This window comes from Nonomuraea sp. B208, assembly GCF_057536035.1.
The window spans coordinates 20,098-46,142 of record NZ_BAAJOU010000020.1; the positions used below are offsets into that span (position 1 = coordinate 20,098).

General features: G+C 70.7%; 24 protein-coding genes and 1 pseudogene. 13 read left to right on the forward strand and 12 right to left on the reverse strand.

Annotated features, from left to right (window positions below; all coding sequences use genetic code 11):
- Positions 1-113 precede the first annotated feature (113 nt).
- From AC27IY_RS15290 to AC27IY_RS15305, 4 genes are read left to right on the forward strand one after another with little or no spacing between them, the layout of a single operon-like run.
- Positions 114-1,202 (forward strand): alcohol dehydrogenase catalytic domain-containing protein, encoded by a 1,089-nt coding sequence (locus AC27IY_RS15290; protein ID WP_487178329.1) that lies wholly within the window; start codon positions 114-116, stop codon positions 1,200-1,202.
- Between the two features lie 39 nt (positions 1,203-1,241).
- Complete coding sequence (locus AC27IY_RS15295; RefSeq protein ID WP_487178330.1) at positions 1,242-1,736, forward strand: cupin domain-containing protein; 495 nt, start codon at positions 1,242-1,244, stop codon at positions 1,734-1,736.
- Positions 1,736-2,368, forward strand: coding sequence for an ArsR/SmtB family transcription factor (locus AC27IY_RS15300; protein WP_487178331.1), 633 nt, complete (start codon positions 1,736-1,738; stop codon positions 2,366-2,368). Before AC27IY_RS15295 ends, AC27IY_RS15300 begins: the two co-directional genes overlap by 1 nt.
- Before the next feature lie 12 nt (positions 2,369-2,380).
- Positions 2,381-2,722 (forward strand): hypothetical protein, encoded by a 342-nt coding sequence (locus tag AC27IY_RS15305; protein WP_487178332.1) that lies wholly within the window; start codon positions 2,381-2,383, stop codon positions 2,720-2,722.
- Between the two features lie 3 nt (positions 2,723-2,725).
- Here the strand turns inward: AC27IY_RS15305 and AC27IY_RS15310 are convergent, their stop codons facing one another.
- Entirely contained in the window at positions 2,726-4,948 is a 2,223-nt protein-coding gene (locus AC27IY_RS15310; RefSeq protein ID WP_487178333.1) for an MMPL family transporter, read from the reverse strand.
- 99 nt (positions 4,949-5,047) lie between these two features.
- On the opposite strand from AC27IY_RS15310, the gene AC27IY_RS15315 reads away from it, so the two are divergent.
- Positions 5,048-5,578, forward strand: coding sequence for a TetR/AcrR family transcriptional regulator (locus AC27IY_RS15315; protein WP_329583547.1), 531 nt, complete (start codon positions 5,048-5,050; stop codon positions 5,576-5,578).
- 106 nt (positions 5,579-5,684) lie between these two features.
- On the opposite strand, the gene AC27IY_RS15320 is transcribed toward AC27IY_RS15315, so the two are convergent.
- The 3 genes from AC27IY_RS15320 to AC27IY_RS15330 form a co-directional block, all read right to left on the reverse strand.
- Positions 5,685-7,937: a protein kinase domain-containing protein gene (locus AC27IY_RS15320; RefSeq protein WP_487178334.1), complete on the reverse strand. Its 2,253-nt coding sequence runs from the start codon at positions 7,935-7,937 to the stop codon at positions 5,685-5,687.
- A gap of 108 nt (positions 7,938-8,045) precedes the next feature.
- Positions 8,046-9,494, reverse strand: coding sequence for a serine/threonine-protein kinase (locus tag AC27IY_RS15325; protein ID WP_487178335.1), 1,449 nt, complete (start codon positions 9,492-9,494; stop codon positions 8,046-8,048).
- Positions 9,495-9,512: 18 nt separating this feature from the next.
- Complete coding sequence (locus AC27IY_RS15330) at positions 9,513-10,340, reverse strand: LLM class F420-dependent oxidoreductase (RefSeq protein ID WP_423473812.1); 828 nt, start codon at positions 10,338-10,340, stop codon at positions 9,513-9,515.
- Between the two features lie 88 nt (positions 10,341-10,428).
- Here AC27IY_RS15330 and AC27IY_RS15335 point away from each other — a divergent pair, with 88 nt between their 5' ends.
- The 4 genes from AC27IY_RS15335 to AC27IY_RS15350 all read left to right on the forward strand — a co-directional run bounded on the left by AC27IY_RS15335 (position 10,429) and on the right by AC27IY_RS15350 (position 13,868).
- On the forward strand, positions 10,429-11,676 hold the full coding sequence (locus AC27IY_RS15335; protein ID WP_344205235.1) for an LLM class flavin-dependent oxidoreductase: 1,248 nt from the start codon (positions 10,429-10,431) through the stop codon (positions 11,674-11,676).
- A gap of 14 nt (positions 11,677-11,690) precedes the next feature.
- A complete protein-coding gene (locus tag AC27IY_RS15340) occupies positions 11,691-12,563 on the forward strand; it encodes a TIGR03619 family F420-dependent LLM class oxidoreductase (protein ID WP_423473813.1) in 873 nt (290 codons plus the stop codon).
- Between the two features lie 121 nt (positions 12,564-12,684).
- Positions 12,685-13,494, forward strand: coding sequence for a HipA family kinase (locus AC27IY_RS15345; protein ID WP_364450285.1), 810 nt, complete (start codon positions 12,685-12,687; stop codon positions 13,492-13,494).
- A complete protein-coding gene (locus AC27IY_RS15350) occupies positions 13,491-13,868 on the forward strand; it encodes a DUF3037 domain-containing protein (protein WP_329583563.1) in 378 nt (125 codons plus the stop codon). Before AC27IY_RS15345 ends, AC27IY_RS15350 begins: the two co-directional genes overlap by 4 nt.
- Here the strand turns inward: AC27IY_RS15350 and AC27IY_RS15355 are convergent.
- The 4 genes from AC27IY_RS15355 to AC27IY_RS15370 form a co-directional block, all read right to left on the reverse strand.
- Positions 13,865-14,707 carry a GNAT family N-acetyltransferase gene (locus tag AC27IY_RS15355; RefSeq protein WP_329592622.1) on the reverse strand — a complete coding sequence of 281 codons (843 nt, stop codon included), beginning with the start codon at positions 14,705-14,707 and terminating at the stop codon, positions 13,865-13,867. The two genes, AC27IY_RS15350 and AC27IY_RS15355, sit on opposite strands and share 4 nt — an antisense overlap.
- A gap of 72 nt (positions 14,708-14,779) precedes the next feature.
- The gene (locus AC27IY_RS15360) at positions 14,780-16,402 is read right to left on the reverse strand and encodes an alpha/beta hydrolase (RefSeq protein ID WP_423445522.1); all 1,623 of its coding nucleotides are present in this window, start codon (positions 16,400-16,402) and stop codon (positions 14,780-14,782) included.
- A 121-nt stretch (positions 16,403-16,523) separates the two neighbouring features.
- The gene (locus AC27IY_RS15365) at positions 16,524-17,642 is read right to left on the reverse strand and encodes a trypsin-like serine peptidase (RefSeq protein WP_487178336.1); all 1,119 of its coding nucleotides are present in this window, start codon (positions 17,640-17,642) and stop codon (positions 16,524-16,526) included.
- Between the two features lie 55 nt (positions 17,643-17,697).
- Positions 17,698-18,726 carry a trypsin-like serine peptidase gene (locus AC27IY_RS15370; protein WP_487178337.1) on the reverse strand — a complete coding sequence of 343 codons (1,029 nt, stop codon included), beginning with the start codon at positions 18,724-18,726 and terminating at the stop codon, positions 17,698-17,700.
- 196 nt (positions 18,727-18,922) lie between these two features.
- On the opposite strand from AC27IY_RS15370, the gene dxr reads away from it, so the two are divergent.
- Together dxr and ispG are read left to right on the forward strand one after the other, a co-directional pair.
- Positions 18,923-20,125: a 1-deoxy-D-xylulose-5-phosphate reductoisomerase gene (gene dxr, locus AC27IY_RS15375; RefSeq protein ID WP_344205244.1), complete on the forward strand. Its 1,203-nt coding sequence runs from the start codon at positions 18,923-18,925 to the stop codon at positions 20,123-20,125.
- Between the two features lie 39 nt (positions 20,126-20,164).
- Positions 20,165-21,340 (forward strand): flavodoxin-dependent (E)-4-hydroxy-3-methylbut-2-enyl-diphosphate synthase, encoded by a 1,176-nt coding sequence (ispG, locus tag AC27IY_RS15380; protein WP_364450273.1) that lies wholly within the window; start codon positions 20,165-20,167, stop codon positions 21,338-21,340.
- An 84-nt stretch (positions 21,341-21,424) separates the two neighbouring features.
- Here the strand turns inward: ispG and AC27IY_RS15385 are convergent, their stop codons facing one another.
- Entirely contained in the window at positions 21,425-22,018 is a 594-nt protein-coding gene (locus AC27IY_RS15385) for an SMI1/KNR4 family protein (protein ID WP_487178338.1), read from the reverse strand.
- A gap of 328 nt (positions 22,019-22,346) precedes the next feature.
- Between AC27IY_RS15385 and AC27IY_RS15390 the strand changes: the two are divergent.
- A pseudogene (locus AC27IY_RS15390) lies at positions 22,347-22,562 on the forward strand (transposase); the annotation flags it as partial.
- Between the two features lie 80 nt (positions 22,563-22,642).
- Here AC27IY_RS15390 and AC27IY_RS15395 read toward each other — a convergent pair.
- The 3 genes from AC27IY_RS15395 to AC27IY_RS15405 form a co-directional block, all read right to left on the reverse strand.
- Positions 22,643-22,981 (reverse strand): hypothetical protein, encoded by a 339-nt coding sequence (locus AC27IY_RS15395; RefSeq protein WP_487178339.1) that lies wholly within the window; start codon positions 22,979-22,981, stop codon positions 22,643-22,645.
- A gap of 1,605 nt (positions 22,982-24,586) precedes the next feature.
- Positions 24,587-24,847, reverse strand: a complete 261-nt coding sequence (locus tag AC27IY_RS15400) for a hypothetical protein (protein WP_020546240.1) — start codon at positions 24,845-24,847, stop codon at positions 24,587-24,589.
- A complete protein-coding gene (locus AC27IY_RS15405; RefSeq protein WP_487178340.1) occupies positions 24,847-25,650 on the reverse strand; it encodes a polymorphic toxin-type HINT domain-containing protein in 804 nt (267 codons plus the stop codon). Before AC27IY_RS15405 ends, AC27IY_RS15400 begins: the two co-directional genes overlap by 1 nt.
- A gap of 180 nt (positions 25,651-25,830) precedes the next feature.
- Here AC27IY_RS15405 and AC27IY_RS15410 point away from each other — a divergent pair, with 180 nt between their 5' ends.
- Positions 25,831-26,001: a hypothetical protein gene (locus tag AC27IY_RS15410; protein WP_487178341.1), complete on the forward strand. Its 171-nt coding sequence runs from the start codon at positions 25,831-25,833 to the stop codon at positions 25,999-26,001.
- The last annotated feature ends 44 nt before the right edge of the window (positions 26,002-26,045 follow it).

The window sequence follows — 26,045 nt, forward strand, 5'->3', positions numbered from 1 at the left end:
TTGGCCTAGCGCTCGCTTGGTTTGGGGTGAGCGTAAATTCGGCGGGAAAGGGTGTCAACGGCCTACCTAGCAACCGCTTGCTCGAATTACTCGGCCCGGTTAGCGTGAGGCGCATGCTGATGCGCGCGGCCGTGCTGACCGGATTCCAGGCCCCCATGGAGATCCGCGAGGTGGAGATCGACGACCCCGGCCCCGGCGAGGTCCGCGTACGGATCAAGGCGTCCGGCGTGTGCGGCTCCGACCTCAAGGCCATCGACGGCAAGAGCCCCGTCGTGCGCGAGCCGCCGTTCATCCTCGGGCACGAGAGCGCGGGCGTGGTGGAGAGCGTCGGCGCGGGAGTCACGGGGCTCAAACCGGGCGACCCCGTCGTCATCGCCATGAACGGCCCGTGCGGGCGCTGCCGGCACTGCGGCGCGGGACGCTTCCACCTGTGCTCGGGCCCGGCCCGGCTGCAGGCGATCATGGGCGGCGCGCCCCGCGTCCGGCTGGACGGCCGCGAGACCCGCCGCTTCATCGGCATCGGCTCCTTCGCCGAGTACGCGGTCGTCGCCGAGGCCATGTGCGTCAAGGTCGACGGCACCGCCGACTTCGCCGCCCTGGCCCTGCTGGCCTGCGGCGTCGTCACCGGCGTCGGCGCGGTGCTCAACGTCGCCCGGGTGGAGCCCGGCTCGTCGGTCCTGGTCGTGGGCTGCGGCGGCGTGGGGCTCAACGTCGTCCAGGGCGCGGTGCTGGCGGGCGCGACCACGATCGTCGCGGCGGACGTGGCCGAGCCCAAGCTCAAGCTGGCCGAGCGCTTCGGCGCCACCCACACCCTGCTCGCCGCCGACCTCCCACGGCAGGTGGGCGAGCTCGTACGCGGCGGCGCCGACTACGCCTTCGACGTGACCGGCGTCCCCGGCGTGCTGGCGCAGGCGTTCGCCGCCACGAGGCAGGGCGGCACGACGGTCATGGTGGGCAGCCCGCCGGCGGGGCGTCCCGTGGAGCTGGACTCCGGGCTGCTGTTCGCCTCCCGCCGCCTCATGGGCACCCAGGGCGGCGACGCCGCGCCGCACCGCGACCTGCCCACGCTCGCAGGGCTCCATCAACGGGGCCGCCTCGACCTGGACGGCCTGATCTCCGAACGCCTCCCGCTCGACGCGGTCAACGACGCCGTCGCCCACGTACGGGAGGGGGCCGTCGCGCGCACGGTCATCACGTTCTAGGCTATTCTAAGCTTCCTTAGAACGTTAGAAGGAGGCGGAATGTCCTACCCCCCGATCCGTTACGAAGGCGAGAAGGGCACCACCGGCGGCGTCCTGCGGGCCAGCGACGTCGCCCCCGACCTCCGGATGGGCGAGAACGGCACCCAGGTCCACTACCTCGGCACCGGCGACTCCACCGGCGGCGCGTTCGGCCTCTACCGCTGGGAGATGGGCCCCAACCCGTCCGGCCCGAGCCCCCACTTCCACCGGACGATCACCGAGTCGTTCTACGTGCTGTCCGGCGAGATCAAGCTGTTCAACGGCGACACGTGGGCCACGGGCCGTCCCGGCGACTTCCTGTTCGTGCCGGAGGGCGGCATCCACGCCTTCCGCAACGAGTCCGGCGTGCCCGCCTCGATGCTGATCCTGTTCACGCCGGGCGCGCCCCGCGAGGCGTACTTCGAGGAGCTGGCCGACATCGCCACCACCGGCCGGGAGCTCACGCCCGAGGAGTGGACGGAGCTCTACCTCCGGCACGACCAGTACATGGTCTGATGTCCGCATTCCCCGAGGAGCCGATCTACCAGCAGCTCGCCCGCGTCTCCAAGGCGCTCGCGAGCCCGGTGCGGCTGCGCCTGCTCGACGTGCTCGACCAGCGCGAGCGCACGGTCGAGGAGCTCGCCGCGGCGGCCGGCGTCGCGCTCAAGAACACCTCGGCGCAGCTCCAGCAGCTCCGCGCCGCCCACCTGGTGACCAGCAGGAGGGACGGCCCCCGGGTCTACTACCGGCTCGCCGACGAGCGGGTCTCCCGCTTCCTCGGCGAGCTCCAGGGCTTCGCCCACGACCGGCTGGCGGGGCTGCGCGACGCCGTACGCGACCGGCTCGGCACGATGGAGGGCGTCACCGCCGGCGAGCTGGCCGGCCGCCTGACCGACCCGGCCACGCTCGTCCTCGACGTGCGCCCGGCCGCCGACTACGCGGCCGGGCACGTCCCCGGGGCGATCTCGATGCCGCTGGCCGAGCTGCGCGAGCGGCTGGCCGAGCTGCCGCGCGACGCCTCGATCGTGGCCTACTGCGGCGGACCGTACTGCGTGGTCTCGCCCGAGGCCGTACGGGTGCTGCGCGAGCACGGCTTCGACGCCCGCCCGCTGGACGGCGGCTACCTGGGCTGGCGGCGCGGAATGTGATATTCACTGTGAGTGACTGAACAATCACGACAGCGGCGGGCACGCAAGCGCGTCACCCACACCGCCACGGCCGGTCTGCTCGGGCTCCTCGCCCTGGGCGGCCCGGCCCCGGTCTCCGCCGCCCGCCTCTACGACTTCGCCGTGCCCGACGTCGTCATCCGGAGCGAGCCGACGGCGAGCTCCGACCAGGTCGGCCTCGGCCAGCCCGGCGAGAGCTTCGCCCTTCACCGCTCGGAGGAGCACGAGCTCTACCACTGCGGCCCGTTCGAGAGCACCCTGTGGCACCACGGCCGCAACCTGGCCACCGGCGTCACCGGCTGGGTGCCCGCCTGCGACACCGACGACCCCGACTGACGCCTACACCCCGGCGGGCTGGCGGTGCCTGGGGGCCGGCGGCGCGGCCTCCTCCTCGTCCTCCTCGTGGCCCTCCACCGACAGGTTCGGCAGGATCCGGTCCAGCCAGCGCGGGCACCACCAGTTGGCCCGGCCGAGCAGCACCATCGTGGCGGGCACCAGGAAGCCGCGGATGATCGTGGCGTCCACCGCGATCGCCACCGCGAGCCCCACGCCGAACGTCTTGACCAGCGCGTCCGGATAGGCGATGAACGCCACGAAGACGGCCACCATGATCAGCGCGGCGGACGTGATGACCCGCCCGGTCGAGCCGAGCCCCTCGGCCACCGCCCGCGCGTTGCGCCCGTGCCGCGCGTACGACTGCCGCACCGCCGTCAGCAGGAACACCTCGTAGTCCATCGACAGCCCGAACAGCACCGCGAACAGCATCAGCGGCACATAACTCTCGATCGGCACGGTGAAGAAGACCGTCTGCAGGTACGACGAGCTGACCGGCGCGTCCATGCCCACCAGCCCGCTGCCGAGCCCGATCGAGAACACCAGCGCCAGCGCCCCGAACGCGGCCCCGAGCGAGACCAGGTTCATCACGGCCGCCTTGATCGCGACCACCGGTGCCCGGAAGGCGAACAGCAGCAGCAGCGCGCTGAGCAGCACCACCACGCCGATGACCAGCGGGGTGCGCTCGGCCATGCGGTCACCGGCGTCCGTGAGCCCCGCGACCTTGCCGCCGACGTGCACGTCCACGCCGGGCAGCGCGATCTTCCTGACCTCGTGGACGACGTCCACGGTCCGGCTGTCGCTGGGGGCGTACTCGGGGATCGCCTGGAGCAGCACCGAGCGGCCCGAGTCGTTGACCTTGGGGTCGGTGACGTGCGCGACGCCCTCGACGTCCGCGACCGCGCTCTTGAGCTCCTTGACCAGCGGGTCCTTGGCGTCCTTCACCTTCTCCGGCAGCTCGGCGACCACGATGAGCGGGCCGTTGGAGCCGGGGCCGAAGGCCGTGGCCATCAGCTCGTACGCGCGCCGCGAGTCCGACCCCTGGGTGCCGTACCCCTCGTCGAGCGAGCCGAGCTTGAGCGCGAGCGCCGGGGCGGCCAGCGCGCCCAGCACGACCACGCTGGCGAGCAGCACCCGCCACGGCCGGCGCGCCACCCACGAGCCGAGCCCGGCCCAGCCGCCGCCCCCCGAGCCCCCGGTGCGCAGGCCGGGCACCTTGAGCGCGTTGACGCGGTGGCCGAGCAGCCCGAGCAGGGCCGGGACGAGCGTGATGGAGGTCAGCACGGCGGCGACGACGGAGATGCCGGTGACCCAGCCGAGCGTGGCCAGCAGCGGGAACCCGGCCAGCAGCAGCGCGCTCAACGCGATGATCACGGTGCCGCCGGCGAAGACGACCGCGCCGCCTGAGCTGGCGACCGTGCGGCGTACCGACTCGACCACCGGCACGCCCTGGGCGAGCAGCCGGCGGTGGCGCGAGAGCAGGAACAGCGCGTAGTCGATGCCGACGCCGAGCCCGATCATCGTGGCCATGATGCCGGCCTGCTTGGGCATGTCCACGGCCCAGCCGAGCAGCCCGATCAGGCCGAGCCCCGAGGCCACGCTGACCAGCGCCGCGAAGATCGGGACCAGCGCGGCGACCAGCGTCCCGAACGCGAACACCAGCACCAGCAGCGCGCACACCACGCCGATGATCTCGCTCGGCCCGGTCTTGATCTCCTTGTCCGCGGGGCTGGAGCTGTCGGCGGGGACGACCTCCAGCCCGGCGGCGCGCGCGGGGTCGGCGGCCTTCGACAGGGTCTGCGTCGTCTCGGCGACCTTGTTGGGGTCCTGGCCCTGGAGCCTGACGCCGATGACGCCGATCTGCAGGTTCGAGGAGATGCCGCCGACGCGGAAGGGCGTGTCCACCTTGTCGACGTGCGGCACCCGGCGGATGGCCGCGATGGCGTCCTCGACGGCCCGCTTGCGCTTGTCCTCCAGCAGCGGGCCGTCGGGCGAGTACACCAGGAGCTGGATGCTCCCGCCCTGGTCGTAGCCGGGCCCGAAGCCCTCCTTCATGAGGTCGTGGGCACGCTGCGCGTCGGTGCCGGGGATGCTCGCGTCGTTGCTCGTGGGGCTGGGGAAGGCGAGGTTCGCTCCCATGAGGCCGGCCGCCACGACGACCCATAATGCGAGTACGATCCCGCCGTGCCGCGCGCACCAGCCGCCCAGCCGACCCAGCAACCGCGTCATCGCTCCGCCCCCACCCTCGACGCCCGTCCTGTACGGTCGTACAAAATACGATAAGGCCGGAACAGTCCGGCAGGCTGCCCCCCTCAGGGAAATGAGACGATGACCACAGCCGACGACACGCGCACCCGGATCCTGGCCGCGGCCAGGGAGTTGTTCGCCGAGCGCGGCTACGCCGCCACCTCACTCGCCGACATCGCCGCCGCCGTCGGCCTCACCAAGACCGCCGTCGCCTACCACTTCCACCCCAAGGACCGGCTGGCGTCCGAGTTGCTGTCGCCGGTGGCCGGCGACATGCTGGCGCTGCTCGGCGACGACTACGCCGACCGGCAGGCGTTCGTGTCGGCGCTGGTCTCGTTCGCGGTGCGCTACCGGTCGGTGATCCGGCTGTTCATGGAGGACCTGGCCGGCGACGACGCCGTCTCCCCCGTCTCGCCCGACTCGGAGGCGGCGGCGATCCGCACCTTCCGCGACGGCATCTTCGTCAAGCTGGCCGGGGAGGACCCGGATCCGGCGACGACCGTACGCTGCTGGGCACTGCTCGGGGCGCTGCAGTGGGGCGTGGCCAAGACGATGGACCTGCCGGAGGACGAGGTCGAGGCGTTCCTCCTGGAAGCGGTCCGCACCTTATGACTCCCGCCGCAGGACAACCGACCCCCTGCCGGGCTTGGTGAGGATCAGCCCACGATCCCGGAGGATCACGAACGCCTTCCCGACGGTCTCGCGGCCCACCGCCTTCTCAGGAGGACTCCGGGGGGACCTCGCTGCCGCCGGACGGGAGCGTCGGGGTGGCGGTGGGCTCGGGGTCGGGGGCGGGCTGGCGCTGAAGGCCGACGGTGAGGACGACGGCCGCGCCGGATCCGGCGCACGTGCCCGCCTGGAGGCTCTGGGCGATGACCAGGCCCACCTGTGACGCGTTGTCGACCACCTGGCCCCGCGCCCGTACGGCGAGGCCGGCGCCCCGGAGCGCGGCGCGGGCGTCCGCGCGGGACCGGCCGACCACCGAGGGGACGCTCACGCCCTCCCGCGACACGGTCAGCGCCACCGCCGTGCCGCCCGCGACGCGCGTGCCCGGCTCGGGCCGCGCGGCGATGACGCTGTCGTCCGGCTTGGCCGAGCACGTACGGGTGACCGCGCCCGCCTTGAGGCCCGCGGCGGCCAGGGCGGACAGGGCGGCCTCGCGCTGCTGCCCGGCCACGGCCGGGACGGGAACCCCCGCCGACACCCGGAGCGCCACCGCCGTGCCCTTGGCCGCCCGCGCGCCGGCGGCGGGCTCGCTGGACAGCACCTTGCCGATCTTCTCCGGCGAGTCGGCCTGGGTCACCGCGCCGGGGACGAGACCAGCCCGCTTGATGGCCTTGACCGCCGCGGCCCGGTCCAGCCCGGTCAGCGCCGGGACGGTCACCGGGGGCGGCCCGGCGGTGCCCGGGAGGGTGGCGGGGTTGGTGGCGGGGTTCGTACCTGGCCGGGGCTGGGTGCGGTCGGCGGGCTGGTTCCGCTGGCCCTGCCGGGGCGGGCCGGCGGTGGACGGCGGTTTCGTGGTGCGGGGCCCGGACGTCACGGGCCGGGTCCCTGCCACCGGACCGGCCACCTGCGCGGCCTGGCCGTTCCTGCCGATGGTGGGGACGAGGACGGCGAGCAGCACGGTCGCGGTCACCAGCAGGGCCACGGAGACGGCGAGCGCCGCCCGCAACCATCCCGTCCTCCTGGCAGGATCCCCGGCGACCCGCAGCCGGCCACCTCCGGGCGCCCCCGCCCCCGGCCCGCCCTTCCTGGGCGGCCCCGTCCCCAACCGGCCCCGCCCATCCGGCCCCATCCCCGACCCGTCCCGCCCGGCCGGAACCATGTCCGACCCGTCCCGCCCGGCCGGAACCATCCCCAACCCGCCCTGCTCAGCCGGCCCCGTCTCCGACTCGCTCTGCCCGGCCAGCCCCATCCCCGCCCCGCCTCGCCCGGCGGCCGGGGACGTGGGAGCGGGTGAAGCCGAGGAGGCCGAGGCGCCCGGGGAGGCGGGCTCGCTGGGGTCGTCTCCCCCGGGGAGAACGTAGCCGCCCGGGGTGCCGGTGGCCTCGGGCTCGGCGACCGGCACCCGCTGCTCGGGCACCAGGGCCTGGGCAGGCGGGTCCGGCGGGGGCTGGGCGCGGAGGATGTGCGGGGGCGGGGTGGCGAGGACCTCGGAGGGCAGTGCCGCCGCCGACGACTCCCCAAGCAGCTCGAACAGCAGCTCCCTGCTCCCCGGCCGGTTCCTGGCGTCCTTCTCCAGGCACGCCTCCACCAGCGCCCGCAGCCGCCCCTCCAGCCGGCCGAGCTCGGGCGGAGCGGTGAGGATGCGGTGCAGGACCGGCGCCACCGAGTCCTGCCCGAACGGGGCCGTCGCGTTGGCGGCGAAGCACATGGTCGCGGCCCACGAGAACACGTCCGCCTTCCCGGTGACGGCCGACGCGGTGATCTGCTCCGGCGCCATGTACGCCGGCGTCCCCACCCCCCTGCCGCTCACCGTCGCCGCCGCGTCGAGGGCGCGGGCCAGCCCGAAGTCGATCACGCGCGGCCCGTCGGACCCGAGCAGCACGTTCTGGGGCTTGAAGTCACGGTGGACGATGCCCGCCCGGTGGATCGCGGTGATCGCGGTGGCCGTGCCGACCGCCAGCCGCTCCAGCGCGCCGCCGCGCCGCGGCCCGGTCAGCGCGACCTCGCGGGCCAGGGACGGCCCGTCCACGTACTCGCTGACGATGTACGCCCGGCCCTCGTCGAACCCGGCGTCGATGACCTGCGCCGTGCAGAACCTCGCCACGTGCTTGGCCAGCTCGACCTCGCGCAGGAACGCCGCCCGCTCGTCGCCCACCGGCCCGTGGAGCAGCTTGACCGCGTACGCCTCGCCGTCCCTCGCGCCGAGGAACACGACGCCCTGGCCGCCCTCCCCGAGGCGCCCGGACAGCTCGTACGCTCCGAGCCGGGCCGGGTCCCCCGTCCTGAGCGGCTGTGCCGTTGGCACCGGGTGCCTCCCCTCGCCGCCACCCGTTCCTGCTTACCAGTGGAAGCAACCGGTTGCTCGCAGTCAACCTCGCGCAGGACAATGCCACCTGACCGTGATACTCGCCCGTCAGGAAGCGCGCGTCACGGTGCCCGAATACGTCACTTCTTCCTGGCCCTCGCGCGTCACCTTGATGGCGAGCTGGTCGGCGTACGCGGTGGGCAGCAGCCGCAGCGTCCCCGGATAGCACGCCTCGCCCGCGACCTCGTGGAGTGCGTACACCGTCCCGCCGTCGCCTTCGCGGCCGACGCGGCCCGAGCAGTGCAGGTCGCTGCCCCAGCGCATGGTGCCCGAGCCGTCCTCGCCGAGGCGCAGCTCCACCGGGAACACCCGCTGGGCCGTGGCGTGCTCGGCCGATCCTGTCCAGGTGCCGGCCAGGCCGGGGGCCTGCGCGCCCTGGAGCCAGAAGAAGGCCCCGGCGACCGCCATCCCCAGCCCGGCCAGCCCGACGGCCACCTGCCACGCCCGGGGCCGCCGCTGCCGCGCCGGCCGGGGCTCGGGAGCGAGGGCGGTCCCGGTGACGGCCGGGAAGGCGGTGGTCTGGACCGGGTCGGCGAGGGCCGCGTCCGGGGTGGTGGCAGAAAGCGGGGCGATGGTGGCAAAGCCCGAGGTGACGGGAGCGGAGCCCGAGGCGGCGGGAGCGGAGCCCGAGGCGGCGGGAGCGGAGCGCGGGGTGATGGCGGCCATCGCGCCCGAGGTCAGGACGTCCCCACCCGACCCGTCCTGCCCCAGCAGCCGCCGCAGCACCTCCTCCGCGTCCGGCCGGTCACCGGGCTCCCGCGCGAGGCACGCCTCGACGATCTCCCGCAGCCGCCCGGCGAGCGGCCCCAGGTCGGGCTTGCCGAACAGGATCCTGGCCAGCACCTCCTGATAGGTCTCCCCTGTGTACGCGTGCCGCCCGCTCGCCGTGTACGCCACCGTCAGCGCCCACGCCCAAAGGTCGGCCGGCGGCCCGGCGCCCTCGCCGTTGATCCGCTCGGGCGGCAGATAAGCAGGGGTCCCGACGGGCGAGATCCCGGTGGTGACCGTGGTGCCCACCAGGCGCGAGATGCCGAAGTCGATGACGCGGGGCCCGTCCAGGCCGAGCAGCACGTTGCCGGGCTTGAAGTCCCGGTGCACCACCCCGGCCCGGTGGATGGCGCCGAGCGCGGTGGCGGTGCCGATGGCCAGCCGTTCCAGTGAGCCGCCGAGCGCCGGCCCCCTGGCGGCGACGTGCTCGCGCAGCGACGGTCCCTCGACGTACTCGCTGACCAGGTAGGGGCGGTCGCCTTCGAGGTCGGCGTCGAGGAGCTGGGCGGTGCAGAACGCGGCCACCCGCCGGACGGCCTCGACCTCGCCGAGGAAGCGCCGCCGCACGGCGGGGTCGGCGGAGAGTCCGGCGTGCAGCAGCTTGACCGCGACCTGCGCGCCCTGCGGCGAGTGGCCGAGGTAGACGACGCCCTGCCCGCCCTGCCCGAGCCGTCGCGACAACCGGTAGGACCCCAGATGGCGCGGGTCGTCGGGACGTAACTCGGACATGCTCCGGCATTATGCCGTCTACGCGATCAGTTGGGCGTAATGGTCGAGGACCGGCAGCACTTCGTCGGCCGGGCCGCTCGGCAGGCCGGCCACGACCTCCTCGACGCCGAGCGCGGCGTAGTGGTCGAGCTTCTCGGCGGTGGGCAGGGTGCCGAACGGGATGACGCGGGCCGGCGGGCGCCCGGCCCGCTCGCACGCCTCGCGGAGCGCGGGCAGCGCGGCCTTGACGCCCTTGCCGCCGATGGGCATCCAGCCGTCGGCGTACTCGGCGACGTGGGCGAAGAGCTTCGGCCCGGCCGCGCCCCCGAGGTAGACCGGCGGGCGGCGGCGCGGCTTGGGCCAGGACCAGGCCGGCTCGACCCCGTCCAGCAGGCCGTCGAAGGAGGCGGCCTCGTCGCGCCAGAGCGCCTGCATGGCGAGGACGTGCCGGCGGGCGATGTCGCGGCGGCCGGCGTACGGGACACCGTGGTTCTCGATCTCCTCGACGTTCCAGCCGAACCCGACGCCGATCGTCACCCGCCCGCCGGACAGGTGGTCGAGCGAGGCGATGGCCTTGGCGGTGACGATGGGGTCGCGCTGGGCGGCGAGCAGGATGCCTGTGCCGACCTCGATCGTACGGGTGGCGGCGGCGGCGAAGGAGAGGGCCACGAGCGGGTCGAGGGTCCGCCGGTACTCCTCGGGCAGCTCGCCGCCGGCCGCGCCGGGGTAGGGGGTGCGGCGGGAGACGGGGATGTGGGTGTGTTCGGGCACGTAGAGAGAGGAGAACCCGCGCTCCTCGGCCGCTCTGGCCAGCTCGTCGATCGGCATGGCGAGATCCGTGGCGAACATGGTGACGCCCAGCCTCATGGGCCCTCCTTGTAGTTAACCAAGCGATTGCTCGGCTAAGATTTCCAGAGTACCTTGCGTAGGAACACTCCGCGGAAAGAGGTCCCCGGTGAAGTTTTCCATCTTCCTGAACCCGCAGATTCCAGGCTCCGGATACGCGGCCGAGGAGAACGCCAAGGCCAAGCGCCCCATCGGGCGGGACACGGAGTCGTACCAGAATCTGCTGCACGAGGTGCGGGAGATAGCGGTGCTGGCCGACCAGCTCGGGTTCGACGCGCTGATGATGACCGAGCACCACTTCCACTCCGAGGGGATGGAGTTCTCGGTCAACCCGCTGATGTTCCTCACCGACCTCGCCGCCCGCACGGAACGCATCCTGCTCGCCCCCCTCGGCCTGGTGCTGCCCGCCTGGGACCCGATCAGGGCGGCCGAGGACGTGGCGCTGCTCGACCAGTTCAGCAAGGGCCGGCTGCGGCTGGGCGTGGCCCGCGGCTACCAGAACCGCTGGATGAACGTGCTCGGCCAGCGCTGGCACGCCGCCGCCGCCCGCTCCGACGGCTCGGCCTCCGACACGCGCAACTTCGACGTCTTCGGCGAGGTGCTGAAGATCATGAAGATGGCGTGGACCCAGGAGACGATCCGCTACAAGTCGGACGTGCTGGACTACCAGGTGCCCTACCCGTACGAGGGCATCGAGGGCTGGCCCGCCCAGGAGTGGACGAAGACCTTCGGCGCGCCCGGCGAGCTGGACGAGGACGGCAAGGTCGTCTCCGTCTCCGTCTGCCCCCGCCCCTACCAGAACCCCCACCCGGAGCTGTGGCAGCCGTTCACCATCTCGGACCGGTCGGTCATCAGGGCGGCCCAGGAGAACATCCTGCCGTGGATGTTCACCCCCAACCCCGACGACCACGCCGCCAAGGCCAAGCTCTACCAGGAGGAGTCCGCCCGCCAGGGCCGCGACTACAAGCTGGGCGAGCACACCGGCATCCTCAAGATCGTCGGCATCGCGGACACCACCGAGCAGGCCATCAACACCTTCGGCCGCAGCATCCCCAAGGACTTCGCCGCCTTCTTCGGCCCCTTCGGCTACCTGGAGGTGCTGCGCAAGAAGGAGGACGAGAAGCACAAGCCCATCTCGCCGGAGAAGGGCGACGCCAACCGCATGAAGGACGTCGAGATGGCGCTGTTCGGCACCCCTGACGACGTCAAGCGCGGCATCCAGCGCATGCTCGACCGGATGCCCGACCTGGAGTGGTTCGGCCTCTACATGCAGGGCCAGCAGGGCGTGCTGCCGCTCGACACGGTCAAGCGCAACCTCGAACTGTTCGCCACCAAGGTCGCCCCGGAATTCCGATGAGCGAGGGAGCCGCGATGAAGATCTGGCTGGCCGCCTCCTTCGTCGACACCGGCCAGTTCACCGAGCTGGCACGGGCCGCCGAGCGCTGCGGGTTCGACACGCTGACGCTCTCCGACCACCTCTTCTACGCCGACTTCGACACGCCCTACCCCTACTCACGCTCGGGGCGGCCCCGCTGGGACGCGGCCACGCACTGGCCGGACGTGTGGGTGACGATCGGGGCGATGGCAGCGGTCACCACCACGCTGCGCTTCTCGCCCAACGTCTACATCGCGCCCGCCCGCGACCTGTTCACCGTGGCCAAGCAGGTCTCCACGGCGGCGGTGCTGTCGGGCGACCGGGTGACGTTCGGGGTCGGGGTGGGCTGGTGCAAGGAGGAGTTCGTCGGCACCGGGCAGGACTTCCACACGCGCGGCCGGCGCCTGGACGCCATGCTGCCGGTGCTGCGGGCGCTGTGGGCGGGCGAGCAGGTCACGCTCGACGGCCTGCCCGAGCTGTCGATCTCGCCGACCCCGGCCGGGCCGATCCCGGTGTACGTCGGCGGCGACAGCGAGGCCGCCCTGCGCCGCGCCGCCCGGCTCGGCGACGGCTGGATCGGCAACCGCATCTACAGCGAGGACGAGCTCGACCCGGTGCTCGCCACCCTGCGCCGGCTGCTGGCCGAGCACGGCAGGGACGGCGAGCCGTTCGAGATCATCGCGCCCCTGGCCGAGCTGCCCGACGCCGCGACCTACCGCCGCTACGCCGCCAAGGGCGTGACCGGCACGCTGTCCGCCCCCTGGTGGCTCGCCACGCCGGAGGAGAAGGCCAGGCACGGCGAGGGCACGCTGGAGCTCAAGCTCGCGACCATGGAGCGCTTCGCCGAGGAGGTCATCGCCAAGCTCTGACCCGGCCGCTCCCCTCCCTGGCCGGGTCAGACCTCCTCGCCCGCGCCTCCCGCCCGGCCGGGGCGGGAGGCCGTGACGCCCGAGGGACGAAAGTGCCTCCGATGGGCGATAGCCTCGTGTCGTGCTGGATAGGATCGCAGCCACCCGTTACGTCACCCCGCTGCGGGAGGGCGGCTCGCTGCCCGGCGTCGTCGAGGCCGACGACCTGGGCACCTACGTCGTCAAGTTCCGCGAGGCGGGGCAGGGCCGCCGCGTCCTGGTCGCCGAGATCATCGCCGGCGAGCTGGCCCGCAGGCTGGGGCTGCGCACCCCCGAGCTCAAGCTCATCGACATCGATCCGCAGCTCGGCGCCCGCGAGCCCGACGAGGAGGTCCAGGACCTCCTCAAGGCCAGCGCGGGGCTCAACCTGGCGGTCGATTTCCTGCCGGGCGCGCTCGGGTTCGAGCCGCTGGCGTGGGCGGCCGACCCGGTGTTCGCGGCGCGGGTGGTGTGGTTCGACGGTCTCATCCACAACATCGACCGGAGCTGGCGCAACCCCAACCTGCTCATCTGGCACCGCGACACCTGGCTGATCGACCACGGCGCGTCCCTGTGGTTCCACCACAACTGGCCGACCGCCGACCCGCAGCGGCCGTTCGACGCCGCCGACCACGTGCTGGCCCCCTACGCCGGCGACGTCACCGCCGCCGGCGCCCGCCTCGCCGGTAGGATCACCCGCGAGCTGCTGGAGACCGTGACCGCGCTGGTGCCCGACGAGTGGCTGGCCGGCGAGCCGGGCTTCGACGGACCGGCCGCGGTGCGGGCGGCGTACGTCGAGCACCTGCTGGCCCGCGCCCACGGGCCTGGCGGGTGGCTGGTGCGCGGCGAGCGGCGGGAGCAGCGTTCCGGGCCGGGTTCGGTCGGCGAGTTCTGGCGGGGAGGCGGCCGATGAGCAGGGACGTCTACGAGTACGCGGTGATCCGCGTCATCCCCAAGGTCGAGCGGGGCGAGCAGATCAACGTGGGCGTGCTGCTCTACTGCCAGCCGCGCGGCTACCTGTGCGCCCGCGTCGAGCTGGACGCGGCCCGGCTGCGGGCGCTCGACCCGTCGGCGGACGTGGACGCGGTGCGGCGGGCGCTCACCGCGTACGAGCTGGCCTGCGGCGAGCGTCCCGGCCCGCTCGCGGCCGAACCGCTGGGCGGCAGGTTCCGCTGGCTGACCGCGCCGCGCAGCACGATCGTGCAGTCCGGCCCCGTGCACGCGGGACTCACGGCCGACCCGGACACCGAGCTGGCCCGCCTGTTCGACAAGCTGGTACGCGTCTAGAAAAGCACCGACATGAAGGTGTCGACCTCGGTGAAGCCCACCTTCTTGTAGACCGCGCGGGCCGAGCGGTTGTAGTCGTTGACGTAGAGGCTGACCACGGGGGCGAAGCACTCCCTGGCGGCCTCCACGACCGCCGCCATCCCGGCCACGGCGTGCCCGCGCCCGCGCAGCTCCGGGTCCACCCACACGCCCTGGATCTGGCACGCCTGCGGCGTGACCGCCCCCACCTCCGCCTTGAAGACGACCCGGCCGTCCTCGATGCGCGCGTAGGAGCGGCCGATCCTGATCAGCTCGGCGACCCGCGTGCGGTAGAGCGCGCCGCCGTCGCCCAGGTTGGGCGAGACGCCGACCTCCTCGGTGAACATGGCCACGCACGCCGGCAGCAGGATGTCGAACTCCTCGGGCCGCACCCGGCGCACCCACGGATCCACGGGCACCGACGGCTTGCGCGAGATCGCCATGACCGGCTGCGCCCAGCGGATGGCCCGCGCCCGGCCCCAGTGCGGCTCCAGCCGCTCCCACAGCAACGACACGGCGTCGACCGGGCCGACGATGGACGAGCAGCGCCGCCCCTGCCTGCGGGCGCGGTCGGCGAACGCGTGGACCGCCTCGGGCCCGGCGTTGACCGGCACCATGTTGGCTCCGGCGTAACAGAGCGAGACGAGGGCTCCGCGCGGCCCGAACCCCCACATCTGCCCGCCGAGCCGCGCCGGATTGAGTCCGACGGCCCGCACCCGGGAGGAGACGAAGACGTTGGCGACCGGATCGGTGTCCAGCAGGGCGAGGACTTCGTCCCGGTCGCTGTCGTCCAGCACGCGCGACGCCGAGGTACGCAGCATCACATGGTCAGACTACGCGAAGGGTCACCGATTAGCTCATCCGGCGCTGCCCACAGTGACCCATTCTTGACGTCATTTCAGTGACGGCAGCCCCAGCAGGCCGAGAACGCCCAGAAGTCCTCCCGCGCCGGACGACGTCGGGGCCGTGGCGCGGTGGGCCGCCATCCGCTCGGCGGGGCGCGGCGCGGGCAGCGCGGCGCACGTCGCGTCGCGCCGCGGCAGCGTGCCGTCACGCAGGTAGGCGGCCAGATGCCGGTCCACGCACCGGTTGCCGGACAGCGCCACCCCGTGGTTGCCGCCCTGGTCCACGACCATCCTCGCGGTCGGGAAGAGCCGCCGCATCCGCAGCGCCCCCTCGTACGGGGTCGGGGCGTCGTCGCGCGCCTGCAGCATGAGGACCGGCGGCAGCTTCGCCGAGCCGCGCACGTCCACCGGGGTGCCGCCGGACACCGGCCAGAAGGCGCACGGGGCGTTGAACCAGGCGTTCGGCCAGGTCAGGAAGGGCGCGGTGCGGTGCGCCTCGGTCATGTCGGTCCGCCACTTGGACCACTGGCGCGGCCATTGCGCGTCGCGGCACTGGACGCCGAGGTAGACGGCGTAGCCGTTCTCGTCGTCCACGTCGTTCTTGCCGTGTTTGTCGTAGAGGTCGATCAGCCCCTTCGTGTCCCCCTGCCGGACGTAGTCGGACCACGCCTGCGCGAACTGCGGCCAGAGCCGGTCGCTGTAGCCGGCCAGGGTGAAGGTGTCGTCCAGCTCGCTCGGCCCGATGAGGCCGCCCGCCGGCCGGGTGCGCAGCCGGTCGCGCATCGCGTAGTAGGCGAACTGCGTCTGCTTGAGCGTACGGCCCAGCTTGTAGACGTCGTTGTGCTCGGCGGTCCAGGTGAGGAACTGGCGGTGGCGGCGTTCGAAGGAGTGGTCCTGGGCCAGGTTGGAGCGGTACCAGACCGCGGTCGGGTCCACGTTGCTGTCCAGGACCAGCCGCTTGACCCGCTTGGGGAACAGCGTGGCGTAGACGGCGCCGAGGTAGCTGCCGTACGAGAAGCCCAGATAGCTGATCTTCGCCTCGCCGAGGGCGGCGCGGATCTGGTCGAGGTCCCTGGCCGCGTTCTCGGTGGTGAGGTGCGGCAGCAGCCAGGAGTAACGCTCGCCGCAGCTGCGGGCGTACTCGGCGGCCCTCGCCAGCAGCCGCTGCTCGTCGGCCACGCCGTGCGGCACGGCGTCCTGGCGCGGCGCCTGGTAGAAGACCTCCGGGTCCACGCAGTGCACCGCCGGCTCGCTGCCGCCGACGCCGCGCGGGTCGAAGCCGATGATGTCGTAGCGCTCGCGCACGCCGGCCGGCAGCCCGGCGGCGACGTACTCGGTCAGCGCCCGCCCGGACGCCCCCGGCCCGCCGGGGTTGATCAGCAGCGCGCCCAGGCGGTCGGCGCTCCGCGTCGTCCTGGCCTTGATCCGGTTGATCGCCAGCTTGATCGACTCGCCCGTGGGCCGGCTGTAGTCGAGCGGCACCTGAACGGTGGCGCACTCCAGCGCGGCGTCGGCCGCCTTGCCCGCCACCCGGGGACACGCGCTCCAGACCGCGGGCGCCACCCGCGCCGTCCCCACGGCGGTGTTCCCGGCCATCGCCGGCTGCTCCACGCTCGCGACCAGCGCGACCAGGACCGCCATCCCGGCGACCATCCCAAGTACCCTCTTCACCCGGCCCCCTCCTGTCATCAGGTCCTGCGATGCTCCCGTGGGTCACGGGCGAAGACCGCGGGTATGGCGAAAAGCTTGCCATTCTGTAATGTCACGATGACAGAACGTGACAGCTCTCTGCTCAGGCGCGTTGTGCGGTGTCGTAAAGGGCCTTGGCGGCGGCGCCGAAGTACGGGCCGTACATCGTGCGCGCGTCGTCGGTGTACTTGAAGCTGCTCAGCGAGGTGATCCGGCCGCGTCCGGTGGCCGGGTCGAAGCCGGTCAGCCAGGGGCCGCCGCTGGAGCCGGCCGTCATGTCGCAGCCGAGCCCCTGGTCGCGGGTCTGCTTGTACGGGTCGTCACGCAGCCGCCCCGCGCAGTAGACCAGGCGGTCGCCACGGTACGGCGGGTCCGCGGGATAGCCGAAGCCGTACGCCTGGCCGCCGCGCGGCACGTTGAAGCCGATCTCCTGGGCGCCCACCACGTCGCCCGCGTGCCGCCCGCCCGAGGTGGCGAGCGCGACCATGCCGATGTCGTAGTCGTCGTCGGCCTTGCGCGCCCACGAGCCGGCCACGAACATGCGGCGCGCGGCGTAGCGGCCGTACGGCTGCCCGCCGCGGCTGCCGTAGCCCGGCACGAACGTCCAGTTCTGGGCCCATTCGCCGGCGCCGTCCTTGACGCAGTGGCCGGCGGTGACGACGACGTCACGGTTGGCGCTCTTCACGGTGCTGGCCGAGCAGACGAAGTCGGCGCCGTTGAGCGTCATGAACACCCGCCCGGTGGTCCTGGAGACCGCGCCGCCCGCGCCCCAGCGGGCGCCGATCGTGCTGGCCGAGGGCGCTGCCGCCGCCTGCGGGCGCGGCATGGGCAGCTTGGAGGCGGCGGGCGCGGGCAGGGTCCGCGCGGCCCCCTGCCCGGACTTCGGGAGCGGCCGGCCGGTCAGCTCGCCGAGCAGGCCGTCACCGTCGGTCACCAGGTCGAGCAGGTTGATGGGCAGTGCCCCGGCCATGCGCTGCGGCGTCCAGTAGTCGAGCACGCGCTGCTGCTCGGCCGCGGTGCGCGCGGCGACGTGCTCGACCACGCGTTCGGGGACGCGCCTGGCGGGCGGGGCGGCCGATCCGGCGGCCAGTTGCCGGGCCGGATGGGACGCCGGGACGACGGGATCTGCCTGCCGCGGGCCGGTGGCCGCGCCGATGAGTGCGGGGCCCATCAGCCCCGCCACCAGCGGAGCCGCCGCAAGCAGGGGGGTGCTCAAGGTCATGTCCCCCGAGTTTGCACCACCGGCCGTGTCGTTGTGACTACTTTCGGTGAATTGCTCAGAGTACGCCGCTGGTCTGTGCTGATTGGTAGACGGCTTGGGCCTCGTTCCCGAAATAGGGGCCGAACATCCAGTTGGGGGCGAAGCCGTATTTGAAGCTGTTCACCGAATTGAGCGTGCCGAGCCCGGTCGACTCGTCGAAACCGACCATCCAGGGGCCGCCGCTGGCGCCGCCGGTCTGGTCGCAGGTCAGGCCCAGGTCGTCGGAGAGCAGGTAGTCGTCGAAGGCACGGCCGCTGCAGTAGACGAGCTTCGAGCCGTCGTACGGGGCCACCGCCGGATAGCCGAAGGCGTACATCTGCCGGCGGCGCGGCTGGTTGAAGGCCACGCCCTGGCCGCCCACCACGTCCACCAGGCTCCTGCCGTCCAGCGGGGCGACCACGGCGGCGGCCATGTCGTGGTCGACGTCCTCGCTCGCGTCCCACTGCGGGGTGGTCAGCAGCTTGGTGGCGGCCCAGGTGCCGTACGGGCGGGCGCCCTTGTCGTAGCCGGGGACGAAGACCCAGTTGGTGTGGAAGGCGCCGTTCACCTTGACGCAGTGGCCCGCGGTGATGACCACGCTCTTGTTCGCGCTGGTCACCGCCGAGCCCGAGCAGGAGGCGTTACGGCCCTGGGTGGTGAAGAAGATCCGGCCGGTGGTCCTCACCACGGCCCCGCCGCCGGTCCAGGCGGCGCCACCGCTGCGCGCCGACTGACGCGCGGGAGCCGCCGGGGTCGGGGCCACCGCGGTCGGGGCCGCTATGGACGGGGCAGCCGCCGTGGACGGGGCTCGCACGTCGGCGGGTGACACCTTGGCGCCCTTGGCCGGGTTGGGCGGGCTCAGGGGCTCGGCCGCCTCCATCCTCGCCTCCGTCCAGTAGCGCACGACCTGCCGGCGCTCGCCGGCCGAGTCCGCGGCGGCATGCTGAGCGGGCTTGGGCCGCGCCGCCGCCGACCCCTGGGCCTGCGCAGCGGTAGTGGGCAGCAGCGCGGCGGCGCTCCCCATGGCAAGGGCAAGGGTGGAGAGCAGAGCGAGTCTGCGGTGCATTACGTACCTCCCGAAACCGGACGTGAGGTTGGAAGGTAGCCGCCGCAATATGCGAATTTCTCAAGATATGCGCATACCGATATAGCCATATTCCGGCACAAATACGGCTCATTCTCTGCCGTCACATGCGTAAACGAATTTCGGGACGTACCGCACCCCGTGCCCGGGCGCGTCCCGTACCGGGGACAATGGACAGGTGCACGCAGAGACCCACCGTCCCCCCGCAAGGTCCGTCGTCCTGCTCGGCTCCACCGGCTCCATCGGCACGCAGGCCCTCGACGTCGTCGCCGCCGACCCCGGCCGCTTCGAGGTCGTGGCGCTGGCGGCAGGCGGCGCCAAGGTCGACCTGCTCGCCCGGCAGGCGGCCGAGTTCGGCGTCGAGGCGGTGGCGGTGGCCGACCCCGCGGCGGTGCCCGCGCTGAAGGAGGCGCTGGCCGGGCACGGCGTCCGGCCCAAGGTCCTGGCCGGTCCCGAGGGGGTCGCCGAGGCGGCGGCCTGGCGCTGCGACACCGTGCTCAACGGCATCACCGGCGCGCTCGGCCTCACCTCCACGCTGGTCGCGCTGGAGGCGGGCCGCACCCTCGCTCTCGCCAACAAGGAGTCCCTGATCATCGGCGGCCCGCTGGTCAAGCGGCTGGCCGCGCCCGGCCAGATCCTGCCCGTCGACTCCGAGCACTCGGCGCTCCAGCAGTGCCTGTGGGCGGCGGGGCCCGGCGCGTACGACCCGGCGAGCGTCCGCCGCCTCGTCGTCACCGCCAGCGGCGGCCCGTTCCGCGGGCGGCGGCGCGAGGAGCTGACCGGCGTCACGCCCGAGATGGCGCTGGCCCACCCCACCTGGTCGATGGGCCCCGTCATCACCGTCAACTCGGCCACCCTGGTCAACAAGGGGCTGGAGGTCATCGAGGCACACCTGCTGTTCGACCTGGGTTTCGACCGCATCGACGTGGTGGTCCACCCCCAGTCGATCATCCACTCCATGGTCGAGTACGTGGACGGCTCCACCATGGCCCAGGCCAGTCCCCCCGACATGCGCCTGCCGATCGCGCTCGCGCTCGGCCATCCGCACCGCGTCCCCGGCGCGGCCCGCGGCGTCGACTGGACCAAGGCCCACACCTGGACCTTCGAGCCCCTCGACGACGTGGCGTTCCCGTCGGTCGCCCTGGCCAGGCACGTCGGCACCGAGGGCGGCACCGCGCCCGCCGTCTACAACGCCGCCAACGAGGTGTGCGTGGAGGCGTTCCTGGGGGGCAGGCTGCCGTTCCTGGCGATCGTCGACACGGTCGCCAAGGTGGTGGAGGAGCACCGGGTCACGGCGGCCGAGTCCGTCGACGAGGTGCTCGCGGCCGACGCCTGGGCCCGCGCCCGCGCGGCCGAACTCACGGCGGGGCAGTCCCGCTAGCTACATAAACTTGAACTCGTCGCCACAGTAAGGGTTGAAATGTCTTCCGTAGCTCTCGGCATCCCGTCGGTCCGTCCCAAGCCGCTCGCCGAACGCCGCCACTCCCGCCAGATCATGGTGGGCAACGTGCCCGTGGGCGGCGACGCGCCGGTCTCGGTGCAGTCGATGACGACCACGGTGACCGCCGACGTCAACTCCACCCTGCAGCAGATCGCCGAGCTGACCGCGTCCGGCTGCCAGATCGTCCGCGTGGCCGTCCCGTCCCAGGACGACGCCGAAGCGCTGCCCATTATCGCGAAGAAGTCGCAGATCCCCGTGATCGCCGACATCCACTTCCAGCCGAAGTACGTCTTCGCCGCCATCGAGGCGGGCTGCGCGGCCGTCCGGGTCAACCCGGGCAACATCAAGAAGTTCGACGACAAGGTGAGCGAGATCGCCAAGGCCGCCGCCGACCACGGCGTGCCGATCCGCATCGGCGTCAACGCCGGCTCCCTCGACCCCCGCCTGCTGCAGAAGTACGGCAAGGCCACCCCCGAGGCGCTGGTCGAGTCCGCCCTGTGGGAGTGCTCGCTGTTCGAGGAGCACGGCTTCCGCGACATCAAGATCTCGGTCAAGCACAACGACCCGGTCGTCATGATCAACGCCTACCGCCTGCTCGCCGCCAAGTGCGACTACCCGCTGCACCTGGGCGTGACCGAGGCGGGGCCGGCCTTCCAGGGCACGATCAAGTCCGCGGTCGCCTTCGGCGCCCTGCTCGCCGAGGGCATCGGCGACACCATCCGCGTCTCGCTGTCCGCCCCTCCGGTCGAGGAGGTCAAGGTCGGCACCCAGATCCTCGAGTCGCTGGGCCTGCGCGAGCGCGGCCTGGAGATCGTCTCCTGCCCGTCCTGCGGGCGGGCCCAGGTCGACGTCTACACCCTGGCCGACCAGGTGCAGGCCGGCCTTGAGGGCCTGAAGGTGCCGCTGCGGGTGGCCGTGATGGGCTGCGTCGTCAACGGCCCCGGCGAGGCCCGCGAGGCCGACCTCGGCGTCGCCTCGGGCAACGGCAAGGGCCAGATCTTCGTCAAGGGCGAGGTCATCAAGACCGTCCCCGAGTCGCAGATCGTGGAGACGCTGATCGAGGAGGCGCTGCGCCTGGCCGAGGAGATGGGCGTCGAGATCGACCTCGACGACGACTCCCCCGCCACCTCGGGCCCGGTCGTGACGGTCGGCTGACCAACCGCCGCCAGGTTGAGTCTGTCATCAAGGGAGGGCGCGAGCGCGCCCTCCCTCCATCCGACGCCCGGGTCGGCCCGGATGTCAGCCAGCCTGCTGCTCCAGCTTTCGCTTCAAACCTTCGTTGAAGCGCACGAAGTTCCTGCTGGTCCCCTTGCCATCAGCGTTGCCTTCAAGAACCGCAGGAGTCTCGCCGGGAATACCTGGCGAGGCTCCTCGTTTTCTCAGCGCGAACGCGAAGGACCCGAAATCGTCCCCGAGTCTCTCCATACTCTCACGGTCAGCAACTCCGGGGTGCCAAACGAGAACAGGATACTCGCCTTCCTGATTCACACGAGAAGAATCGAGAACGACCAGTCCACCCAGTCCGTCAAACATCGCAACAATCAGATCGGATGGCATTCCGTACCGGATGTGAGCATCCAGGGTTTCCGTGACTGAACCCAGCAGTTTCTGCCCCATCGCAGGCGTCTGATATACGCCGAGGAATTCCTCACCCGCGATATCCCAGGTCCCGAACCCTTCGATCAGACGGCGGTACGAGGGAGGGAAGGCCGCACCCAGATGGCTCTCGGCGGCGGCCATCGTCCCTGCATCACAGCCATCGGCGTGGTTAGCAATGTCATCGTTCCCGCGAACCAGCTCGATCAGTCGCTCACTCGCGTCGACAGCGTTCATCGTCCAGCAAATCCTGCCGCTCGATCCTTCCAGTACTGGGATTTTCAGGCGTTGAAGGCATCTCGATCGACTCCGCTGGGATCTTGGTCCGCCTGGGACTGTACGGTGTTTTTCTGGACAAACCCTGAGCCACCTGCCGCAGCCGTCGTCCACTGACGTTGCCGTCAAGAGCCCCGGATGCGCTGGAAACCCGCTCGCTCGGCGGCAACGGCCAAATCAAACGTGTCCTGGCACACGACGCCACCACCGACTGGCTCTCCCGCGTCACCACCCAGACCAAGGCGAACACGTCCACCCCCGACACCGTCCAGGACGACCGCTGCGCCTCGAACTCGAACGTCTGGCCACCACGATCGACACCTGGTGGCCCGAGATCCTCGCGTTCCTCCGCACGGGCATCACCAACGCCGGCTCCGAAGGCACCAACCGAGTCATCAAAACAGTCGCCCGCGACGCCTACGGCTTCCGCAATCCCGAAAACCAGCGACTACGTACCCGATGCGCCACCACCCGACGCGGCCGCGGACACCTAAACCCCGCTTAACTTCGAAGAGCCGCTAGAGGAAGAGGAGGCAGGTCATCAACCTGCCCCCTGTCGCCATTTACCGCACCCGCCCGGGGAGGTTATTCACCCACCGCGAATCGCCAATCCCACAAAGGTTCTCTCTGGAACCGCGCTAGAACCTCTCCATATTCGATGATTTCGCCGTAATTCGTATCCAGCAAGCCCGATAGCCCCTGGATTACTTCGCCCAGGAGATCGCGAATGCAAGACACTCCCGAGTATTCAAGAGTGATCGCCTGAAACTCGCCAATCTTCTGGCGAATCTCATCCACTTCTTCCTGATCGAATTCATCGACGACATCCCCGGACGCGTCTACGCCGAAGCTGCATTCTCCTCGATCCAGCCGATCAAAGGTTTCACCCTCACTGTAGGCGCCAGCCTGCTGCAGACGGGCCACGATGTGCTGATGGCTCTCTGGGGGACTGAGGAGAACGATGGTAGGCCGCATGGATCTTCCTGTCGTGACGGGCGCTTATGTCGCATCTTGGACTACGGAGCCAAGACATCCAGCAGGACATTCTTGTCGCGAGTGACCATGATGCCGGCCTGCTCAAGACTCTTGATCACACTTCCTCGCCCTTGCGGGAGGTAAACAATGACTGGATAATCCGTCAGACTCTGAGTTCTCAAAGCCTGTTTCAGCGCTCCCTTACCCGAGCCCGTCTTGACCTGAACCACAGCCGTCTACGCCCACGTCCCCCGCCTCCAGCGCGACGCCATCGCCGCCCTCGGCACCGCCCTCGTCGGCCGGGAGACCACCGAGACGGCACGCTCCGACAGCGACGAACGGCCACCCTGCGCCTCGCTCGTCCGCTGAGGTTGCCGTCAACTACTGCCGTCATGACCCACGGGACCCCACCTATGGGCTCCCGTTTTGCTTTAGCGATTTGCCGATCAGTCCCCGTCGACGCCTGGCATGTAGCGCATAATGTCTCACATGAATTCTCTCGCCCTCACGGACAGCCCGGACCTGCTGCGATTTCTGCGGAGGTGGTACGGCGCCCCGAACTCACCCAATGTGAGACTGGGAGAATCGCCTGATGCACCGAGGGAGCTTGTCGAGTGGCACGAAATCTCCGCCCAGTGGGGCGGGGAGGTTACCTCACACAACTACGCCATCCCCCTCGGGGAACTCGCAGCAGAAGACGGAATGATTCCGTTCTGGGTTGAGAACCAAGGAACTCGGGTTTGGGCATTCGATCCGAGAAGCGAAGATCGCTCCGTATATGAGCGAGAGCCTTCCGACGAACCGACCCCGTGGCGACAGACGGGCGAGCAGCTCTCAGATTTCTTGATTCACGCCACAATCCTGGAGGCAATCCTGGGGGCTCCTGCGACGAAAGTCGCGCAAGGAGTCCCGGCAGATTGGCTCTGGTCTCGGGAAGGGAGCCATGAGCTCCCCTTCCCTGCATGGAAGTGGCCGGCCAACGATTCGCGCATCCTCTGCGGCGAGAAGGCTGGCTCTCGTCCACCCGAGCGACGATCCCGGCGAAGGTCATGACATCACCCTGGCAGCAAGAGCACCAGGCGATTTTTTCTGGGCGGAGAATATGCCAGGAGTCAAGTGGCGCTCATACTCCGATGCTCAGGACTACACAACCGATGAATCACTGCCCTGGTAGGCCTGCACGACGACGCCGGGCTGGCCCGCGCTGAGCCGCAGACCCTCCGCTACTGCCTCTGGCACCTGCCCGCCCGGCTGGTTTCTCACGCTCGTCGGCGGATGCTGAAGATCAGCGTCACCTGGCCATGGAAGGACGCATTCCTGATCTGCTGGCAGCGTCTGCGTGCTCTGCCGGCGCCCCCCTGACCAGTGCGAACGTTTCCCGCCGATCCCGGAAAGGAGCGATGGGATCCCCTCGCGGCCCGCGGAACCGCCGTCCGCCCAAGCGTCTCGGGTAGGCCGACGCGCCACTCGCCCGGATCGAACAGGACGATCAGGCAGAAAACTACATCAGCCGAAATCGATCAGAAGGGACGACCACCTCGTGAGTCATCGAGGTCAGCCTTCGCCGAGAAGGCCGATGGCTTCCGGGAGCCCCAGAATTGCCCTCTGACGCTCCGGGTTTTCTTCCAGTTCGGCGCATTCAAGGATCAGAGAAGTGACTTCCCGACGCCCCTCTTCCGGGAGATCGCGAAACAGAGCGGCAGCCGGCTCGAGAATGTCCGTCGCGATGTCCGGATCAATGTCTTCATCGTCCGTCAAGTCTATCGAGACGACGACGCTCACGAATGCGCGAACCAGAACCTTGTTGACATCCATCAGGGAACAACCCTCACTTGAATGTTGGTGATCAGGAGGTCGCCGAGGACCTTCCGAGCCCGCACCGCCTCGGCTGCAGTGGGGACTTCCCATCGACCCGTGTAACCGTTCTGCTCAAGCGCTAGAGATTGATTCATGGCCTGCCGGTATGTCTTATTGAAAGTCGTGACGCTCACCTTTCGGTCGATCATCACTCCATTGGCCGCATCAAATCCATCGAACTTGATCTGCGACAGGCTCTTTCCGCCAGCGTTATAATACTGCAGCGCCGGAGCCACGCCAGCTCTGGAACCCGCCGCACCCGCATCATAAGCCCGCGCCGTGGAACTCATGTTGGCGTTCTCGTTGACCCAATGAACATCGCCGTCGCAGTTGTGAACCAGGACCGGCGTACCGCCCGCCAGCACATAGTACGTGGGCAGGTCGGCGACAGTCAGGTTGTGTACCCGCTGGGTGGCGCTCCACTTTTTGACGGCTGTGACCTGGACGTGCGTTCCAGCGGAGGTTCGCAGCCACATGCCTGGCCGGAGGTCGCCGGCATCGACCCATTCCCGCAGGTCGGGGATCCAGAACGGGTGCTGGTAGGTGGCGGTCACCGTGCTGGCGGCCTGGTCGCCCTCGCCTGTCTTCTTGTCGCCTCCGTCGCTTGTCCGGATGGTCAGCTCAACGAGATTTTTACCGCCTTCGTTGGCAAGGAGTGCCGTCACGGCTTTCGCCGACGTCGTCTCAGTCTCGGGATCCGTTGCCATGACGGTGTCACCGATCCTGACGTCCTCGATGGCCTTGAGGGTGCCGTCCTTCATCATAAGGACTTTCGTTCCTGGCACAAAGCTGTTGCAGTCCGGCGCCTTGAACTTTCTAGGCTGAGGTCTCAGGTTGGCGTACCCGCGCCTTGCATTGAACGAGGCCATCGGTGCGCCGTCGGTGACACCGCCTGCGTTGGCCAACTGCCAGCGGAAGGCCTCTATATCTTCCTTCTTGATGTGAGCGTCACGGCTGTAGTAGCGAGACCTTTGCGCTTCGCGCTTCTTCCATGCCGTTATTTCTCGTTTCTGTTTGGCGTATTGCTTCTGACGCTGCTTGTGGATCTTTCTCTCGGTCTTGGTTTTCTTCTTGCCGCTGGCGTGGTGGGTTTTGGCGAAGGTCGCATCTGACTCCCGGCTGCCGGTGTCGACGCGGCGGCCGTCGGGGTCGGCCA

Excerpts from the sequence above, each read along its gene's own strand:
- AC27IY_RS15330 (WP_423473812.1), bottom strand. The coding sequence starts at position 10,340 with ATGAGGCTGGGCGTCACCATGTTCGCCACGGATCTCGCCATGCCGATC.
- AC27IY_RS15300 (WP_487178331.1), top strand. The coding sequence starts at position 1,736 with ATGTCCGCATTCCCCGAGGAGCCGATCTACCAGCAGCTCGCCCGCGTC.
- AC27IY_RS15365 (WP_487178336.1), bottom strand. The coding sequence starts at position 17,642 with ATGACCTTGAGCACCCCCCTGCTTGCGGCGGCTCCGCTGGTGGCGGGG.
- AC27IY_RS15355 (WP_329592622.1), bottom strand. The coding sequence starts at position 14,707 with ATGCTGCGTACCTCGGCGTCGCGCGTGCTGGACGACAGCGACCGGGAC.
- AC27IY_RS15325 (WP_487178335.1), bottom strand. The coding sequence starts at position 9,494 with ATGTCCGAGTTACGTCCCGACGACCCGCGCCATCTGGGGTCCTACCGG.
- AC27IY_RS15340 (WP_423473813.1), top strand. The coding sequence starts at position 11,691 with ATGAAGATCTGGCTGGCCGCCTCCTTCGTCGACACCGGCCAGTTCACC.
- AC27IY_RS15385 (WP_487178338.1), bottom strand. The coding sequence starts at position 22,018 with ATGAACGCTGTCGACGCGAGTGAGCGACTGATCGAGCTGGTTCGCGGG.
- ispG (WP_364450273.1), top strand. The coding sequence starts at position 20,165 with ATGTCTTCCGTAGCTCTCGGCATCCCGTCGGTCCGTCCCAAGCCGCTC.
- AC27IY_RS15370 (WP_487178337.1), bottom strand. The coding sequence starts at position 18,726 with ATGCACCGCAGACTCGCTCTGCTCTCCACCCTTGCCCTTGCCATGGGG.
- AC27IY_RS15290 (WP_487178329.1), top strand. The coding sequence starts at position 114 with ATGCTGATGCGCGCGGCCGTGCTGACCGGATTCCAGGCCCCCATGGAG.
- AC27IY_RS15310 (WP_487178333.1), bottom strand. The coding sequence starts at position 4,948 with ATGACGCGGTTGCTGGGTCGGCTGGGCGGCTGGTGCGCGCGGCACGGC.
- AC27IY_RS15315 (WP_329583547.1), top strand. The coding sequence starts at position 5,048 with ATGACCACAGCCGACGACACGCGCACCCGGATCCTGGCCGCGGCCAGG.
- AC27IY_RS15400 (WP_020546240.1), bottom strand. The coding sequence starts at position 24,847 with ATGGATGTCAACAAGGTTCTGGTTCGCGCATTCGTGAGCGTCGTCGTC.
- AC27IY_RS15405 (WP_487178340.1), bottom strand. The coding sequence starts at position 25,650 with ATGAAGGACGGCACCCTCAAGGCCATCGAGGACGTCAGGATCGGTGAC.
- AC27IY_RS15350 (WP_329583563.1), top strand. The coding sequence starts at position 13,491 with ATGAGCAGGGACGTCTACGAGTACGCGGTGATCCGCGTCATCCCCAAG.
- AC27IY_RS15295 (WP_487178330.1), top strand. The coding sequence starts at position 1,242 with ATGTCCTACCCCCCGATCCGTTACGAAGGCGAGAAGGGCACCACCGGC.